The 17,525-nt window shown below is 41.2% G+C and carries 14 protein-coding genes; 1 reads left to right on the plus strand and 13 read right to left on the minus strand.

What is annotated here, in order from left to right; translation table 11 throughout:
* Positions 1–133 precede the first annotated feature (133 nt).
* On the minus strand, positions 134–1,381 hold the full coding sequence (locus BG00_RS02600) for a glutamate-5-semialdehyde dehydrogenase (RefSeq protein ID WP_036980348.1): 1,248 nt from the start codon (positions 1,379–1,381) through the stop codon (positions 134–136).
* Entirely contained in the window at positions 1,378–2,484 is a 1,107-nt protein-coding gene (gene proB, locus BG00_RS02605; RefSeq protein ID WP_036980350.1) for a glutamate 5-kinase, read from the minus strand. The genes BG00_RS02600 and proB overlap by 4 nt, the downstream gene beginning before the upstream one ends.
* An 861-nt stretch (positions 2,485–3,345) precedes the next feature.
* On the opposite strand from proB, the gene BG00_RS02610 reads away from it, so the two are divergent.
* The gene (locus tag BG00_RS02610; RefSeq protein WP_036980353.1) at positions 3,346–5,205 is read left to right on the plus strand and encodes a cation:proton antiporter; all 1,860 of its coding nucleotides are present in this window, start codon (positions 3,346–3,348) and stop codon (positions 5,203–5,205) included.
* Between the two features lie 131 nt (positions 5,206–5,336).
* Here BG00_RS02610 and BG00_RS02615 read toward each other — a convergent pair whose 3' ends face one another.
* The 11 genes from BG00_RS02615 to accC all read right to left on the minus strand — a co-directional run bounded on the left by BG00_RS02615 (position 5,337) and on the right by accC (position 17,511).
* A complete protein-coding gene (locus BG00_RS02615) occupies positions 5,337–5,975 on the minus strand; it encodes a tetratricopeptide repeat protein (RefSeq protein ID WP_013466021.1) in 639 nt (212 codons plus the stop codon).
* A 124-nt stretch (positions 5,976–6,099) separates the two neighbouring features.
* Positions 6,100–7,413 carry an adenylosuccinate synthase gene (locus tag BG00_RS02620; RefSeq protein WP_024601937.1) on the minus strand — a complete coding sequence of 438 codons (1,314 nt, stop codon included), beginning with the start codon at positions 7,411–7,413 and terminating at the stop codon, positions 6,100–6,102.
* 208 nt (positions 7,414–7,621) lie between these two features.
* Positions 7,622–8,500 carry a protease modulator HflC gene (gene hflC / locus BG00_RS02625; RefSeq protein ID WP_008113491.1) on the minus strand — a complete coding sequence of 293 codons (879 nt, stop codon included), beginning with the start codon at positions 8,498–8,500 and terminating at the stop codon, positions 7,622–7,624.
* A gap of 5 nt (positions 8,501–8,505) precedes the next feature.
* Positions 8,506–9,675 carry an FtsH protease activity modulator HflK gene (hflK, locus tag BG00_RS02630; RefSeq protein WP_036980356.1) on the minus strand — a complete coding sequence of 390 codons (1,170 nt, stop codon included), beginning with the start codon at positions 9,673–9,675 and terminating at the stop codon, positions 8,506–8,508.
* A 100-nt stretch (positions 9,676–9,775) separates the two neighbouring features.
* The gene (hflX, locus tag BG00_RS02635; RefSeq protein WP_036980358.1) at positions 9,776–11,065 is read right to left on the minus strand and encodes a ribosome rescue GTPase HflX; all 1,290 of its coding nucleotides are present in this window, start codon (positions 11,063–11,065) and stop codon (positions 9,776–9,778) included.
* Positions 11,066–11,081: 16 nt separating this feature from the next.
* Positions 11,082–11,345 carry an RNA chaperone Hfq gene (hfq, locus tag BG00_RS02640; protein WP_008113494.1) on the minus strand — a complete coding sequence of 88 codons (264 nt, stop codon included), beginning with the start codon at positions 11,343–11,345 and terminating at the stop codon, positions 11,082–11,084.
* 81 nt (positions 11,346–11,426) lie between these two features.
* Positions 11,427–12,344 (minus strand): tRNA (adenosine(37)-N6)-dimethylallyltransferase MiaA, encoded by a 918-nt coding sequence (gene miaA / locus BG00_RS02645; RefSeq protein WP_028835550.1) that lies wholly within the window; start codon positions 12,342–12,344, stop codon positions 11,427–11,429.
* Between the two features lie 10 nt (positions 12,345–12,354).
* A complete protein-coding gene (gene mutL / locus BG00_RS02650) occupies positions 12,355–14,175 on the minus strand; it encodes a DNA mismatch repair endonuclease MutL (RefSeq protein WP_036980359.1) in 1,821 nt (606 codons plus the stop codon).
* 29 nt (positions 14,176–14,204) lie between these two features.
* Positions 14,205–15,548: an N-acetylmuramoyl-L-alanine amidase gene (locus BG00_RS02655; RefSeq protein ID WP_036980362.1), complete on the minus strand. Its 1,344-nt coding sequence runs from the start codon at positions 15,546–15,548 to the stop codon at positions 14,205–14,207.
* A gap of 28 nt (positions 15,549–15,576) precedes the next feature.
* Positions 15,577–16,044: a tRNA (adenosine(37)-N6)-threonylcarbamoyltransferase complex ATPase subunit type 1 TsaE gene (gene tsaE, locus BG00_RS02660; protein ID WP_013466030.1), complete on the minus strand. Its 468-nt coding sequence runs from the start codon at positions 16,042–16,044 to the stop codon at positions 15,577–15,579.
* A 126-nt stretch (positions 16,045–16,170) separates the two neighbouring features.
* The gene (gene accC / locus BG00_RS02665; protein ID WP_010391679.1) at positions 16,171–17,511 is read right to left on the minus strand and encodes an acetyl-CoA carboxylase biotin carboxylase subunit; all 1,341 of its coding nucleotides are present in this window, start codon (positions 17,509–17,511) and stop codon (positions 16,171–16,173) included.
* Positions 17,512–17,525: the final 14 nt, after the last annotated feature.

The following is a 17,525-nucleotide window of genomic DNA, read 5'->3' on the forward strand; positions in this document are numbered from 1 at the left end:
ATAAATTTCTCTGTTAATCATTTTTTGCCCTGTTTTAATCTTTATGTTTGCTTAGTTGTTTGATTTTGCTAAATCGAGATCAAAAATGCCGAGCAAAAGCTCGGCATTTATATCGTTTATAAGGTTGGGTAAGTTATTCGCGAACTTGACCAACACCATTAACTAAATATTTCTCAGTCGTTAGTGACTCAAGCCCCATTGGACCATAAGCATGCAGCTTAGTCGTTGCAATACCAATCTCGGCGCCTAAACCTAGTTGTGAGCCATCAGAGAAACGTGATGACGCATTAACCATAACAACCGATGCATCCACACTACGTTGGAATAACTCTGCCGCAGCATCGTTTTTAGTACAGATAACTTCGGTATGATTTGAGCCAAATTGAGCAATGTGCTCAACGGCTGCATCAAAGCTTGGCACTATACGAATAGCAATTTCTAAATCTAAATATTCTTCACCAAATTCGTTATCTGCAAGCACAGTGGCATTATCAAAATACTCTGCCGCTTTGGCATCAGCATTTATTTTTACGCCTTCTTGGCGAAGCACTACCGCGCACAGGTTTAAAAACTCATCAGCAACATCTTGGTGTACTATTAACCCTTCTAAGGCATTACATACGCCAGTACGTTGAGTTTTACCGTTAAGTAGTAGATTAAGTGCCACTTCTAAGTCTGCATCTTTATCTACGTATAAATGACACACGCCTTTAAAGTGCTGAATAACAGGAATTGTACTGTTTTCTGTTACATAGTTAATAAGCCCTTCACCGCCACGTGGAATAATTAAATCAATACTGTCGCGTTGCTGCATTAATTCCATTAGTAAAGCACGGTCAGGATCTGGAATAACTGAAACTAGCGCCGTTGGCAAACCATGTTTAGTAAGCACGCTGTGCATTACACTAGCAATGGCTTGTGAGCTTTTAAGCGCTTCTTTACCACCGCGCAAAATAACACCATTACCCGACTTAAAGCACAATGCGCCAGCATCAGCCGTTACATTAGGTCGTGCTTCGTAAATCATGCATACCACGCCCAGTGGTACACGCATTTTTCGGATTTTAATGCCATTTGGACGTTCAGTGATATCACGTAACTGGCCAACCGGATCATCAAGTGAAACAATCACTTCGATACCTTCAGCCATCGCTTCAATGCGCTCATCATTCAATGTTAAACGGTCTATCATTGACGCTGCTAAATTATTGTCACGCGCAGCGCTTAGGTCACTTTCGTTTTCTTTGATTATAAATTCTTTTTGATCTCTTAATGCCGCTGCCATATCGGTTAACACGTTGTTTTTAGTCTCGGTATCGAGTAAAGCAAGTGTATGTGCAGCTTTTGCTGCTTGGCGTGATATATCCGTAATTAAACTCATGAATTCTCCAATAATGCGATATCTTTTTCTGAAATAATTGGTCCAATTGAATCCTGCATTTTTTCGCTGAATTCACTCTGCTCGTTGTCTGCAATAAAGTTTAACAAGCAGCTACTGTAATTTGCTGTGGCTTTAGCTAAACGCGTGCCATCTTCACTGCGAACTAAGATAGTATCGCCCACAGCAAACTCGCCATGTACTTCCTTGATCTCATCGCCTCGTAAACAGCCGTCTTCGCCTTCTAGCGAATCATCAAATGACCCATCGACAACCACTTCACCTTGTTCATTTGCAGTATGTGTCATCCAGTGAATAGAGTCTTGCATTGGTTTTTCATAAGGCAAGAACACACTACCTGGATTTTCGCCCGCTAATAAACGAGTAAAGGTTTCTTCTTTAAAGCCATTAATAATATACGTTGCAATACCATGTGATGTGGCTTTTTCTGCCGCTTCAATCTTGGTTTTCATACCACCGGTGCCTACTGCACTGGTAGCACATCCTGCCATAGCATAAATAGAATCATCAATTGATTTTATTTCAGGCAATAATACGGCATCGTCATGCAGATTTGGGTTTTTGTCATACAGCCCATCTACATCTGAAAAAATCATTAATGCGTCGGCATCAGCGGCTGCTGCCACCATCGCTGATAAGTTATCGTTATCACCCACTTTTAAATCATCTGTTGTCACCGCATCATTTTCATTAATGATAGGTAGCACGCCGTGTTCTAACAAGGTAAATACAGTTTCACGAATACTTTGATAGCGCTCACGGTCACGTAGGTCACCATGAGTTAATAGTAGCTGCGCCGAAGGGAAATCAAAGAAGCGATCCCACATGGCCATCATTTCTGTTTGCCCTGCTGCTGCCATGGCTTTTTTCATAACAACTGAGCGCGGCTTCTCTGATGGAAATAAATGCGAGCCTGCCGCTACAGAGCCTGATGACACTAAAATAACCTCTATACCACGTGCGCGACAGTGAACGATAAACTGTGCGATGGTTAACAAGTAGCGTGAACGACAGCCATCTTGATCGGGTGCAATTAAGGCACTGCCCACTTTAAGTACGATACGTCGCCAATTTAACTTTTGCATAAATGCTCAACTTTCCATTTTATTTGTATTCATCACACTGATGAATGAAACCAGGTCGCTATGTTTAAAACATAACGTCGAATTTGTTTATCATTGCCCACACTTTTTTACACACGCGTACACCGTCTCTAAAACCATTGTTTTAAATTGAGATGCAAAAAATAAATAGTATTAACCCAATAAAATTGGATTGTACTAACTAAAAAAATATAAAGTGTTGTTTATGTATCGCTGTAAAAAGCTGTGTGCGGCTTTTTTATTAACAACATACATAGAGCCTCTTAAGTCTGGTACACCAACAGATAGGGTGATGACTTAAGGACCGAGATTTAACCGCCACGATGGGGGTTAAATATTGAAAGGTAATAGTTCAACTCAAACTTTAATTTATATGCGTTAAGCAAATAAACACCTTGAGCAAAACTATACCAAAGAGTTCGGTAAATGATATTTTATGTTCGAAAATTATAAAACATCGCTGAAACAATCACTAAGAGAGTTAAGATGTTTATATCTAATACGTTTACTTACTTAAATAACAAACTTTATTAGATAACTAATTATTCGAACACGAAGTATAATACGTTAAAATAGCCGCTTAGATCAAGGCTAAAATTAAAGCTAAATAGGTCACAACAGACAAGGTATGCGCATTTTTCAATAGATATCATAAAGTTAGACTACTATAAATAGTAATTATAGAGACTATAACTTTGATAACACTCTCAAAAAAGACGTTAACACTAAATGAATAAACATTATTTATTAGCTAAATTTAATTTACACGTGTATACCCACTGTATTACTGGTTGGTAACCGTTATACTTTTAAACATTATTAAAATTAAGGAATTTTTACTCTATGTCAGCAATTTATATAGCCGGTATTGCACTGTGTTCAGTGTTAGCCCAATGGGTCGCTTGGGCGTTTAGAGTACCCGCTATTCTGTTTTTATTGCTTACAGGGCTTTTATTAGGGCCATTTAGTGGCGTATTAGACCCTGATGCATTATTAGGTGATTTACTTTTTCCTGTGGTCTCTTTGAGTGTCGCTGTGATTTTATTTGAAGGGTCCTTAACCTTACATTTTCGAGAACTTAAAGGGATCAGTAAAGTCGTCAGAAACCTCTGCTCTATTGGTATGCTTACAACTTGTATTGTTATTAGTTTTAGCGCTTATTGGTTACTCGAGTTAAATTGGCGCGTTGCTGCAGTACTTGGCGCAGTGCTTGTTGTTACGGGGCCAACCGTTATTGCTCCATTACTTAACTCGATGCGACCTACCCAGGATATCGATCGTATTTTACGCTGGGAAGGCATAGTAATAGACCCCATTGGCGCTTTATTTGCAGTACTAGTGTTTGAAGCCGTAATGCTGGTTGGTCAGGGTGAAGTACTTAGCCACACTATCGTTGCACTGGTCAAAACCGTTGGCGTTGGTTTAAGCATTGGTGTGGTTTCGGGTTGGATCACGACGCAACTAATGCGCCGAGAATGGTTGCCATTTGAGCTACATAAGTTTGGTATTTTAGCGTTAGTGTTAATTAGCTTTTCTATTTCAAACCATATAAGCCATGAGTCAGGCTTACTGGCTGTGACGGTGTTTGGCATTTGGTTAGCTAATCAAGATGACTTGGAAATAGATTCGGTACTCGAGTTTAAAGAAGATTTGTCGATGATTTTAATCTCAACTTTATTTATTTTATTGGCTGCAAGACTACAACTCTCTGATTTAATGATGCTCGACAGCGACGTATTTATATTTTTAGCTATTGTGCTATTTATTGCGCGCCCATTGTGTATTGCTATTTCAACCTTTGGTACAGACTTACCGATGAAATCACGCCTAGTACTTGCTTGGATTGCACCTCGCGGTATTGTTGCAGCAGCCGTTGGTTCAGTATTTGCGCTGAGTATGATGGAAGCGGGAGTGGCCGATGCCGAAAAAATGGTGCCACTCATATTTACTGTTATTATTGTTACTGTGGTACTGCAAAGCTTAACGGCTATCCCTGTTGCGAAACTACTTGGAGTGCGTCAACCATCCCCTAATACTATTTTAATCATAGGTGCAAACCATGTATCGCGTGCAATTGCACGTGGCTTAAAAGAGCAAAATATTCCTGTTCATCTATCAGATCCTGCTTGGGAGAACTGTAGAATGGCGCGTATGGATGGCCTGCCTTGTTATTACGGTAACCCGCAATCGGAGCATGCTGAACGTTATTTACCTTTAACCACGATTCGCAGTGTTTTAGCGCTTTCACCTAATCGCCACCATAACGCATTAGGGGTGCAGTACTTCTCTCATTTATTAAATGAAAAAAATGTATTTTCACTACGTTCCTCTTCTTCGCACGCCAAAGCAAATAAAGACAGTGCGACGTTTTTATCACGACAAATTCTGTTTGGTGAGAACGGCGCATATGCTCGCTTAAGCAGTGTTATTGCCAAAGGCGGTAAAGTGAGTGCAACACGTATATCTGGAGAGTTTAGCTGGCAGCAGTATTTAGAAATGAACCCTGAAGCGATCCCACTGTTTATTCTCAAAGGGGATAAAGACAGTGATGAAGACGCACCAGTGAAAATGAGGCCTTTTACCAGTGATATGGAAAAGCCACCACAAGAGGGTGAACGAGTAGTTGCATTGCAACCGCCTAAAATATCGCTATTAAAAGATCCGGCCAATAACAAAGCCAAAGACAATAAAAAAGACGAGTAATAACTAAAAGCGAGAGTGCTAAAAAAGCACTCTCGCTTTTTTATTTATAAACCTAAACTCTGATTAAGAGATTTACTAACATATTAAATCATAGCCATAATTAGGTTTATTTTCTCTAGCCAGAGTTTAGGTTACATAGGTAAGCGCGCGCGAGTAACGACACTAGCTGGCATTTTTTCAGCAAGTTTAGTTAATGCTCGCTCTATTTTTTTATGTGTCGCTTTGTCGGCTACCGTGGTGTTAAACAGCCAACGATAAGCATCTTCAAAGTCTCTTGGACTTCCATAGCCTTGATTAAACAAGCCCACTAATCGTAATTGCGCTTTTAAGTTACCTTGCGCTGAGGCCTCACGGAGGTAGGTTATTGCCATGGCTTTGTCTTTTTGGACTAACTGCCCAACATCGTAATAGCGACCTAACTGCTCTAATGCTGCCGCTAAGCCCTGCTCAGCCGCTTTTTTCATGTAATACACACCTAAAGCTACATCACGCTCAACACACACCTTGTAGGCGAGCATATCACCGTATAAAAATTGATACGACGGCAATGCCATTTTATTGGCTCGCGCTTCTATATCTTGCACTAACTGGCAATTATCTGCCTTCACGCGGGCTAGATGAGTGTTCTCATTAATTAAAGCTATTAACTCAGATTCAGTATACAGCGGCACAGCTGCAGGGCTTTCTTCAGCTAAGCTATTGCTTATATTAAATAAAGAAAGTGTAAGTAGTGATAATGACCACACTGAGCAACGAGAAGATAAACGCATATTAACCACTTTAAAAATAAACTTACTAAATAATATACAAAGATCGTTCCACTATTAATAGGTGTGCTTTTTTATAGGCATAAAAAAAGCTGCACATGGCAGCTTCTTTTCAACATAAACCCAATTATGCAAATGGGCTACGAAGTATCATGGTTTCAACACGATCTGGACCTGTAGAGATAATATCAACAGGGACGCCAGTGATTTCTTCAATACGTTTAATGTAATCAATTGCTGCTTTAGGTAAACCTTCAAGCGATGTTACACCCACGGTATTTTCAGACCAACCAGGCATTTCTTCGTATACTGGTGTTACTTTATCGTAACCTTCAGCCGCTAATGGCGTAACGTTAGTCACAGTACCATCTTCAAGCTTATAACCAGTACAGATTTTAAGTGTTTCTAAACCGTCTAAAACGTCAAGTTTAGTTAAACAAAATCCTGAAATGCTGTTAATTTGAACTGCACGGCGCATAGCCACTGCATCTAACCAGCCAGTACGACGTAAACGACCAGTAGTAGCACCAAACTCATGACCTTTGTCACCTAAATGCTTACCTACTGGGTCTTGTTTTTCAAGGCCATCGTAAAGCTCCGTAGGAAAAGGACCTGAACCTACACGTGTTGTGTACGCTTTAATGATACCTAGTACATAATCAAGGTGTAATGGGCCAAAACCCGCACCTGTAGCAACGCCACCAGCAGTCGTGTTTGAAGATGTAACATAAGGATAAGTACCGTGATCGATATCAAGTAATGTACCTTGTGCACCTTCAAATAAGATGTTGTCACCGGCTTTACGCGTTTGATCTAAAAGCTCAGTTACATCAACTACCATTGCTTTTAAGATGTCAGCAACAGCCATTGCGTCATCAAACGTTTTTTGAAAATCGACTGCATCTACTTTGTAGTAGTTCACTAATGTGAAGTTGTGGTATTCCAATACTTCTTTTAACTTAGTAGCAAATAATTCAGGATTGAATAAATCGCCAACACGTAAACCACGACGTGCTACTTTATCTTCATACGCCGGACCGATACCACGACCCGTTGTACCGATTGGTTTATCGCCACGCGCTGTTTCGCGAGCTACATCTAATGCAACATGGAAAGGCAATATTAGCGGACATGCTTCACTGATTAAAAGACGTTCGCGTACTGGTACGCCACGCTCTTCAAGCATGCCAATTTCTTTCATTAGCGCTTCTGGTGATAAAACAACACCATTACCAATCACACATTTAACATTGTCACGTAATACACCCGATGGAATAAGGTGTAGAACTGTCTTTTCACCGTCGATCACTAAGGTATGGCCAGCGTTATGACCACCTTGATAACGAACTACTAAAGATGCTTTATCTGTAAGGAGGTCAACTACCTTACCCTTACCTTCGTCACCCCATTGGGTGCCTAGTACAACAACGTTTTTACCCATTGCAAATTCACTTAGAGAAAATTAGGACGAGATTTTACCAGAAAACTAAAGCAAAGTTCACCCCGTTTAGCTTATTTTTTCCTCGAGCCCTTAGTAAACATCAGTGTTTAGCTAATAATCACATAAATAACAGTCATTTATAAACTTAAAATTCAGATAACAAAAAGCCCTGCAATTGCAGGGCTTTCAAGTTTAACTAAAGCTATGATTACTGAGCTTTCGCGCCTTTCATGTATTGGAAGAAGTCGCTATCCGGTGATAACACCATCACGTCTTGCTTTCCTTTGAAAGTTTGCTTGTAAGCTTCTAAAGAGCGGACAAAGCTAAAGAACTCAGGGTCTTTATTATAAGCACTAGCGTAAATCGCAGCAGCGTCAGCATCACCTTGACCACGAACAGAACGCGCATTACGTTCTGCATCGGCAAGCATTACTGTTACTCGGCGGTCAACACCTGCACGAATCGTCTCTGCTTTTTCCTGACCTTCAGAACGGTGCTCTTTAGCAACGGCAGTACGCTCAGCACGCATACGTTGGTAAATAGAGCTACTCACCTCTTGAGGTAAGTTAATTTGCTTAACACGTACATCAAGTACTTCAATACCCAGCTCACTAGCACTTTCAGAGGCTTGTACTAACGCTTCTTCCATCAGCTCGCTGCGTTCACCCGATACAATTTCACGAATAGTACGCGTACCAAAGTTAGTACGTAGGCCATTATTTACTTTTTGCTTAAGCAGTGTTTCAGCGTATTGCTTATCACCACGTGCACGCAGGTAAAAAGAGCTAAAGTCGTTAACACGCCATTTTACAAACGAATCAACAATTAAGTCTTTTTTCTCGCTAGTTACAAAGCGATCCGGTGTGCCATCTAGCGTTTGAATACGCGCATCAATGCGGCGCACTTGGCTAAAAAATGGCACTTTTAGATGTAGACCTGGACCATAAACTACCGCTTGATCATCGCTGTCTTTTTGTACTTTACTAAATAAAAGTACAATCGCCTTTTGGCCTTCAGAAACCACAAATACTGACGAGAAAGACATCACAATGGCGGCTAATAGGATTACTAAACTAAAGTTTTTCATTGCTCTTATCTCCCGTCGTTAAAGCGATCATTGTTAAAGCGATCGTTACCACTATTAACAGTGCTGTTGCGTGACGTATTTACCTTGTTACGTAAATCGTTAATATCGCTTGAGCTAGGTAGAGCAATACGTGTTGATGAACCCTGTTTTTCAATGATTTTATCAAGTGGTAAGTACATCATGTTGTTGCCGCCTTTAACATCAACCAACACTTTAGAGCTATTACCTAGCACTTCTTGCATCGTGTCTATGTATAAACGCTCACGTGTTACTTCTTTAGCTGCTTGGTATTCTGGAAGTAATTTCTCAAAACGAGCCACTTCACCTTGCGCTTCTAAAGTAATACGCTCTTGGTAACCTTCAGCCTCTTGCGTCATACGCGTTACTTGACCACGTGCACGCGGTTCAATTTCACGGGCATACGCTTCGGCTTCACGAATAAAGCGTTGTTCATCCTCTTGAGCTGCAATTGCATCATCAAACGCATCTTTAACTTCCATTGGCGGACGTGAATCCTTGAAGTTAACGTCAGTTACGATTAAACCTAAGTTATAAGGTTCGATGATTTGATTTAGCTCATCCCAGGTATTTTGACGCACAACTTCACGGCCGTTAGTCAGTACTTGGTCCATTTTTGAATGGCCAACAACATAACGCAGCGCACTATCTAGTGCTTCTTCAAGACTGCTGTCAGCGTTAGTGACACTAAACTTGTATAAGTATGGGTCGATTACTCGATACTGTACTTCAAACTCAACGCTTACTACGTTTTCATCTTCAGTTAGCATAAAGCCTGATGCTGATAACGAACGAACAGCTTCGATATCGACTGGAATAACCGTCTCAACAAAGGTCATTTTCCAACGCAAGCCTGGATCTGCAATTCGGTCAAACTTACCAAATTGAAGAACGACACCGCGTTCAGCTTCTTTCACCGTATAAATACCACTTAACGCCCACACAATGGCAGCGATAATAAGTACAAATGAAATACCGGCTCCGCCAAGTCCACCGCCGCTACCATTGCCGGATTTTTTACCGCCAAATAAGCCGTTAAACTTGTTACTGAATTTACGGAACACCTCGTCTAAATCAGGTGGGCCTTGATCACGTCCGCCTTTGTTATTCCACGGATCTTTGTCATTGCCATTATTACCCGGTTCATTCCAGGCCATAGCTATACTCCATTGTTATCTAAATAAATTCGGAAATTGTGTTAAATCTAACAAATCTTATGCATTTCTTATACTAAAACCGACATTAATCTTTCAGTTTTTAGTCGCAGCTAATAAAACTTTCAATCTCTGGGCCAAAATCTTTAATCAAACGATTCCACTCAATCATAGGTAATCGCACATCTAGCAACCAATTACCTTGCTCATCAAAACGTTCGTTATGTACTGCACTTAAGTTAAATAAAGATGCTCTTAAACGTCCATACTGAGGAGCCAGTAGTAAAGTTTCACTCAACATCTTTTTAGCTAGTAGGTCACTAATAGCCTCACTTAGCAGCTCGCAACCTTCACCTGTTTTTGCTGATAACCATACCCTTATAGGTTGGCCTTCGTCATCGCGATCAATACGTGGGGTTACATCATCCAGCGCATCAATTTTGTTGTATACAAGTAATTGCGGTACATCATCAGCTTCAATTTCTTTGAGTACTTCTTGTACTTGTTCAATATTTTCTTTTCGACGAGGGTCGGCTACATCAATCACGTGTAATTGTAAATCAGCCTCTCGCGTTTCTGTCAGCGTTGCTTTAAATGCAGCCACTAAGTCATGCGGTAAGTGGCGAATAAACCCTACAGTATCCGCTAAAATAACCGAACCAACATCGCCAATATCTAACTTGCGTAAGGTTGGGTCTAGTGTTGCAAACAACTGATCAGCGGCATACACATCAGAATTTGTAATACGGTTAAATAAGGTTGATTTACCCGCATTAGTATAACCCACTAAAGAAACCGTTGGGATCTCATTACGAGTACGTGCTCGTCTACCTTGCTCACGTTGTACGCCAACTTTAGCCAAACGGGCGCGTATATTTTTAATACGCGCACGTAATAAACGTCGATCGGTTTCTAACTGCGTTTCACCAGGACCACGTAAACCAATACCGCCTTTTTGGCGTTCAAGGTGGGTCCAACCTCGGATTAAACGAGTCGACATATGACGAAGCTGCGCTAACTCAACTTGAAGTTTACCTTCATGAGTACGTGCGCGCTGAGCAAAAATATCAAGGATAAGTGTGGTTCTATCAAGTACCCGACATTGACAAACACGCTCTAAATTTCGTTCTTGAGACGGGCTCAACTGATGGTTAAAAATGACAACATCGGCATTGTGGATTTTGACAATTTCAGCTATTTCTTCCGCTTTGCCGGTACCGACAAATAGTTTGGGATGTGGTGCTTGACGGCTGCCTTGCACAACCGCCAAACTACTAACACCAGCAGAAGATACCAACATTTCTAATTCATGAAGATCTTCGCGATCCCCATCTTTAGGTAAGTCGATATGGACTAAAATTGCCTGTTCGCCAGATTCATAGCGGTCAAACAAGCATTACGCTCCTAATTTAAAAGTTTCCTGGTTCAGTTTCTTCGGTGTCTTCATTTCCCTGTACACCTTGAAAGTTGACTGCGCGTGCAGGTACAACTGTTGAAATTGCATGTTTATACACCATTTGATTAACAGTGTTTTCCAGTAAAATTACAAATTGGTCAAATGACTGAATTTTACCTTGTAATTTTATGCCATTTACCAAAAAGATTGATACTGGAATGCGCTCGCGGCGTAATGCATTTAAAAATGGGTCTTGTAACGATTGGCCTTTTGCCATGTTATTATTCCTTCGTTCTAGGTGTTATTATAATTAAGTGGCTGAACTGATTTAACAAAGCTAAATTTTGTCCAGCTACTACTAGCTTAGCGAACTTACTACACGATGCAAGTTTTCTTCATCACCGGTTGTTAACCATGTAACATCAGGCCAGCTTCTTAACCACGTTAATTGACGTTTAGCCAATTGGCGTGTGGCTGCAATGCCGCGAAAAATCATTTCATCATGATCAATTTCACCCGCAAGGTAATCCCACATCTGTCTATAACCTACACAACGAATAGAAGGCATATTGGGATGTAAATCCTCACGTAGATATAGGGTCGAAACTTCTTTTTCAAACCCCTGTTCAATCATTATTTTAAACCTTTCTTCAATTCGATGATGTAATTCACTGCGATCATCGGGTGCAATTGCAAATTGATGAAAAGTATAGGGTAATGCTGGCTGCTTTTGCTTTTGCAATTCAGTCATCGTTTTACCTGTTATACGGTAAACTTCCAAAGCACGATTAATTCGCTGCGAATCATTTTCACTCATCTTTTGTGCGGCTTGCGGATCAACTTTAACCAGCTCTTTGTATAAATAAGGCCAACCATGCTCTTTAGCTTGTGTTTCTAGTTCGGCTCTAACGTTTGCATCGGCCTCAGGTAATGGCGACAACCCATCAATAAGGGCTTTAAAGTACATCATTGTACCTCCAACCAGTACAGGCACTTTACCTTGTTGATGAAATTTATCAATTTTTTCTATCGCATCGCGTCTAAAATCAGCTACTGAATAGGTTTCGCTTGGGTCGAGTAAATCAATTAAGTGATGGGGTGCACGTGCTAGTTCGTCGGCATCCGGTTTAGCGGTACCAATATCCATACCTTTATAAACCAGTGCCGAATCAACGCTGATAATTTCAGTATTTAAATACTCACACAGTGAAATTGCCAATGCTGTTTTACCAGCAGCGGTGGGGCCCATTAAAAATATGACCGGTAAATTACTCAACACGAATACCCTAATTTAATTGCGCTAGATAAGACTTTAGATCTATTTTAACTGCTTTTTCACGTAAACGTTCAATTGTTTGCGCATTATTTTGTAAGCGAGTTTGCTGTACTGCAAAGGCTTTACTGGCATAGAAGCGTGCAGGTATTACATTTACCTGCCACGCTAGCCACTGTTCAATACTTTCTAACTGAGCTTTACACCCATCAAGTAAGGCATCAACTGCGGCACTCACGTCAAGTAAGTACAAGCAAACAGGCAACCTCTTAACCATAACAAATTGTTTTTCAATTAAAAGTTCAAAGCCAAGCAAAGTAAACCATGATTGTTGCGTAGCCAGCAGTTCGGTATCTTGTTTTGACACATTGACCCGTACGGGTAATAACAATGCTTTGCCCTCAAGGCTGCCTTGCTCTTTAATTTGTGCAAGCCAATCATCCGCTAATGCGTATTTGAAGTGTGAACAATAAAGTTGATTTTCATTGTTGAACACGCAAACGCCCTTTTCAATGCTTATTATATCGACAGTGCGCAGTGCTGTATCTGATACTTGCGTCTCATTAGATTGTACAAATGCTGCCGCAGTATCAAAGTGCTGCGCTTGTTGCTCATTCACGCCCTGATAAAACGCATTCACATCATGGTAATTTTGGCTTTCAGTACGCACCTGCCTACCCCCACCTTGACGACTGCCACCATAAGAGGCACTACTTGTAGATGGCGAATGACTTGGTTGTAATGACGACTTAGGATAATCAAAAAGTTCACTACTGGAAGTGTGTTCTTGGTTAAACGATGTAACTGGTGAATGATGAGCGGCTGGCGAATTAACAAACTCAGCTTGCAGGGGCACAACAACTTGTTTTATCGCTTGCAAAATAAAGTCGTGTACTAAGCGCCCTTGATGAAAGCGCACCTCATGCTTTGCCGGGTGCACATTAACATCCACTTGGCGTGGGTCTATATCAATGTAAATCACAAATCCGGGAAGTTCTTGCTCACCACTGACCTCTTCAAATGCTTGGCGAATAGCATGCAGAATAAGTTTGTCGCGCATCATACGATTATTTACATAGGTATACTGAGTAGTATTAGCCGATCCAACTGGCAATACCCAACCGTGTAGTTGCAACCCAGCCTCACCCGATTGAATATGCAATCCTTGCTCTGCAAACGCTTTACCCGCCACTTGTGCGACTCTCGTAATCGCTTGAGCGGGATCAGTTTTAGCACGATACTGGCGCACCACTTTTTCATTATGGGTTAATGTAATTGATACATCAAAACGGCTCAGCGCAATACGCTTAATAAGCTCATCAATATGACTAAATTCGGTTTTTTCAGTGCGTAAAAACTTACGTCTTGCTGGGGTGTTAAAAAATAAATCTTTAACTTCAATTGTGGTACCGCTAGGGTGAGCAACCGGCTTTACCTCTACGGCCATATCTCGGCCTTGTGCAAAGGCTTGCCACGCAGCTTCTTGATTTTCGGGTTTAGAGCTTAAGGTTAAGCGAGATACCGAACTAATAGATGCTAAGGCTTCGCCCCTAAAACCAAGAGAACAAATATTTTCTAGGTCGTCTAAGGACTTGAGTTTACTGGTTGCATGGCGAGAGAGCGCTAATGTGAGCTCATCCTTTGCGATACCCGCTCCATTGTCGCGAATACGAATTAACTTGTGGCCCCCGCGTTCAATATCTACTTGAATACGTGTCGCGCCTGCATCAAGGCTGTTTTCTACTAACTCTTTAACCACCGATGCGGGACGCTCAACAACTTCACCCGCCGCAATTTGGTTTGCTAAGCGCGCAGGTAATATTTCAATACTCATAACAACCTTAAATGTGTGCGCTTTTAAAATTAACTCTGAGGAATATCAAGTTCCTGACCAATAAATAGCGTATTTGAACTGAGCTTATTAACTTGTTTTATTTTACTGATACTCACGCCATATCGACCTGCCAACATGCTCAGTGACTCACCAGGGCGTACTTTATGTTTTGTTGGGTATTGAGACTTTAATGACGCAAACAGTGAGTCGTCAGGCGGGTTACGTAAATAGTAATTTTTAATTGAGGTAAACATGGCTTTAGCTAAGCGCTCTTGATGATTGGCACTTTTAAGCAGTCGCTCTTCACGTGGATTAGAGATAAACCCAGTTTCAACCAAAATAGACGGAATATCTGGCGACTTCAATACTGCAAGGCTGGCATGTTGCGGCGCCTTTTTGTGCATTTTTGCTACTTTTTTTAATTCTTTTATCACTTCATCTGCAACACTTAGCCCTGTTTTCATGGAATGATCCATCGACATATCAAGCAAGGCTTGTGCTAAGTACTTTTCATTTGCAGTATCTTTAATTACATCGGCAGCACCGCCAAGTAACTCTGAGTGTTTTTCTTTATCCTCAATCCATTTACCAATTTCCGAATTGGCACGTCGCAGCGACAACACCCATACAGAAGCACCATTTGGCCCAGGGCTGGTAAACGCATCTGCATGAATAGAGACAAAAAAATCGGCTTTTTTCTGGCGAGCGCGATTAGTTCGTGTATTAAGTTTAACAAAGTAATCGCCACTACGAACCATACGCGAAATCATACCGCGCTCAGCATCAATCATGCGCTCTAAACGCTTGGCAATTTGCAAAGTGATGTCTTTTTCGTAAGTACCTGATGGGCCAATGGAACCTGGGTCTTCACCACCATGGCCTGCATCAATAGCAATTACAATATCGCGCTCTTGGCTTAACTGGCGTTTTTTAGCCGCCGTTTGTGCCGGGCTAACCGCCCCTTTTGATTGGCTTTTATCGTATAAGTCGACCACCAGCCTATTTTTATAAGGGCCTGTGGGGGCAAGTGCAAATATAACCGGTTTAACTGGCCCATTTAATTCAAATACTAAACGCACGCTGCGTTTATTTTTAGGTTTTGAATAGCGTAACTTGCTAACAATTTGGTGTTTTGGTGGCACACCTGGCAATGTTTTTAATTCATCAGTGCTTTCTAAATCAACCACTAAACGACTTGGGTTTTTTAGCATAAAGTAACTGAAGTCGGGTTTATCGTCGAGATCAAACACCACCCGAGTGCTATCAGGTGATGGCCAGACACGCACACTATTAATAGTGTTTTGCGCCCACAATGGCAAGCTCACTAAAAAAACCATGAGGTAAATAAAAAGTTTAACTAAACCACGACTCATTTTGATAATCACTGCCTTAACTATTTTATTATCTATTATTTAGTTTTTCGACAATTGCTACACCACGCTCACTAGCACTGTTAATAACAATTTTACGCTCATCACCTACATAACTTAGCGTAGCATTTAGATCGGGAACAGGAATAAATTCTCCGCCTTTTTCCGGCCACTCAACAATACAAGTTGCCGTTTCTGAAAAATAATCACGAATTCCCATAAATTCAAGCTCTTCTGGGTCACCTAATCGGTATAAGTCAAAATGATAGACATTGCCACGCACAAGCTCGTAAGGTTCAACAAGTGTATAAGTGGGACTTTTAACCTTACCTGTATGACCAAAACCTTGCACTATACCGCGAGTAAATGTCGTTTTACCGGCCCCCAAATCACCATGCAAATAAATAACTGCGCCCTGTTCTATTATGGCAGCTAATTTATTACCCATAGCAACAGTGGCATTTTCATCGACTAAATGAAAATCAAAACTACACGACATGATTACCTCAAAATTTACGAAAAGCGCATATTTGTTAATCATACCAGATTATTTATTTAAGGTGATACTGCCTCTTTTTTAAAGATAAAAAAACCGGCCTGAGCCGGTTTTTAATTAGCATGAACTTTACAGCCCTAATTTCTTCTCAAGGTAGTGGATATTTGTGCCACCATTTTTGAAGTTTTCATCTGCAAGAATACGTTTATGCAGTGGCGTATTGGTTTTAATACCATCGATAACGAGTTCATTAAGTGCATTACGTGCTCGGGCGATAGCGACATCACGGTTTTCACCGTAAGTGATCAGCTTACCAATCATAGAATCGTAATGTGGCGGTACCGTGTAATCAGCGTAAATATGACTGTCCCAACGAATACCTAAACCACCAGCTGGATGAAAACGGGTAATTTTACCAGGTGATGGAATAAAGGTTTCTGGGTCTTCAGCATTAATACGACACTCAATAGCATGGCCACGAATAACCACATCTTCTTGAGTGAATGATAAAGGCTGACCAGCGGCAATTTTTAATTGCTCTTTGATTAAATCCACACCGGTAACCATTTCAGTCACTGGGTGCTCAACCTGAATACGGGTGTTCATTTCAATGAAGTAAAATTCACCGTTCTCGTATAAGAACTCAAACGTCCCCGCACCACGATAACCAATTTCGATACATGCGCGTGTACAACGCTCACCAATGAACTTACGTACTTCTGCAGTAATCCCTGGTGCTGGCGCCTCTTCCACTACTTTTTGGTGACGACGCTGCATTGAACAATCACGCTCACCTAAGTGAACCGCATTGCCTTGACCGTCGGCCAATACTTGTACTTCAATGTGACGTGGGTTTTCAAGGAATTTCTCCATGTAAACCATGCTGTTGCCAAAGAACTGCTTTGCTTCTTGTTGCGTAAGCGAAATTGAATTGATTAACTCAGCTTCGTTGCGAACAACACGCATACCGCGGCCACCGCCGCCGCCAGCTGCTTTAATAATTACTGGGTAACCAATACGCTTAGCAATTTGCATGTTGCGTTCTTTATCATCCGATACCGGACCATCAGAGCCAGGTACACAAGGAACACCCGCTTTACGCATCGCTTCGATTGCCGATACTTTATCGCCCATTAGACGAATAGTATCGCCACGAGGACCGATAAAAACAAAGCCACTTTGCTCAACTTGGTCTGCAAAGTCTGCATTTTCAGCAAGAAAACCATAACCTGGGTGAATAGCGACCGCATCAGTTATTTCAGCTGCGGCTATAATGCGTGGAATGTCTAAGTAACTTTCAGTTGCTGCTGGTTTACCAATACAGATGGTTTCATCTGCTAGTAATACGTGCTTAAGATCGCGATCCGCCGTTGAATGCACAGCAACCGTTTTGATCCCAAGCTCTTTGCAGGCGCGCAATATACGAAGTGCAATTTCACCTCGGTTTGCAATGACTACTTTATCTAACATGAGAGTTGGCCTTT

The sequence above is a fragment of the Pseudoalteromonas sp. SCSIO_11900 genome, assembly GCF_000576475.1.
Lineage (GTDB): Bacteria > Pseudomonadota > Gammaproteobacteria > Enterobacterales > Alteromonadaceae > Pseudoalteromonas > Pseudoalteromonas tetraodonis.

Bases quoted from the DNA above. Each gene is read 5' to 3' on its own strand.
- hfq (WP_008113494.1), bottom strand. From the start codon at position 11,345: ATGGCAAAAGGCCAATCGTTACAAGACCCATTTTTAAATGCATTACGC.
- tsaE (WP_013466030.1), bottom strand. From the start codon at position 16,044: ATGTCGTGTAGTTTTGATTTTCATTTAGTCGATGAAAATGCCACTGTT.
- accC (WP_010391679.1), bottom strand. From the start codon at position 17,511: ATGTTAGATAAAGTAGTCATTGCAAACCGAGGTGAAATTGCACTTCGT.
- BG00_RS02655 (WP_036980362.1), bottom strand. From the start codon at position 15,548: ATGAGTCGTGGTTTAGTTAAACTTTTTATTTACCTCATGGTTTTTTTA.
- hflK (WP_036980356.1), bottom strand. From the start codon at position 9,675: ATGGCCTGGAATGAACCGGGTAATAATGGCAATGACAAAGATCCGTGG.
- BG00_RS02615 (WP_013466021.1), bottom strand. From the start codon at position 5,975: ATGCGTTTATCTTCTCGTTGCTCAGTGTGGTCATTATCACTACTTACA.
- BG00_RS02610 (WP_036980353.1), top strand. From the start codon at position 3,346: ATGTCAGCAATTTATATAGCCGGTATTGCACTGTGTTCAGTGTTAGCC.
- mutL (WP_036980359.1), bottom strand. From the start codon at position 14,175: ATGAGTATTGAAATATTACCTGCGCGCTTAGCAAACCAAATTGCGGCG.
- hflC (WP_008113491.1), bottom strand. From the start codon at position 8,500: ATGAAAAACTTTAGTTTAGTAATCCTATTAGCCGCCATTGTGATGTCT.
- BG00_RS02620 (WP_024601937.1), bottom strand. From the start codon at position 7,413: ATGGGTAAAAACGTTGTTGTACTAGGCACCCAATGGGGTGACGAAGGT.
- BG00_RS02600 (WP_036980348.1), bottom strand. From the start codon at position 1,381: ATGAGTTTAATTACGGATATATCACGCCAAGCAGCAAAAGCTGCACAT.
- proB (WP_036980350.1), bottom strand. From the start codon at position 2,484: ATGCAAAAGTTAAATTGGCGACGTATCGTACTTAAAGTGGGCAGTGCC.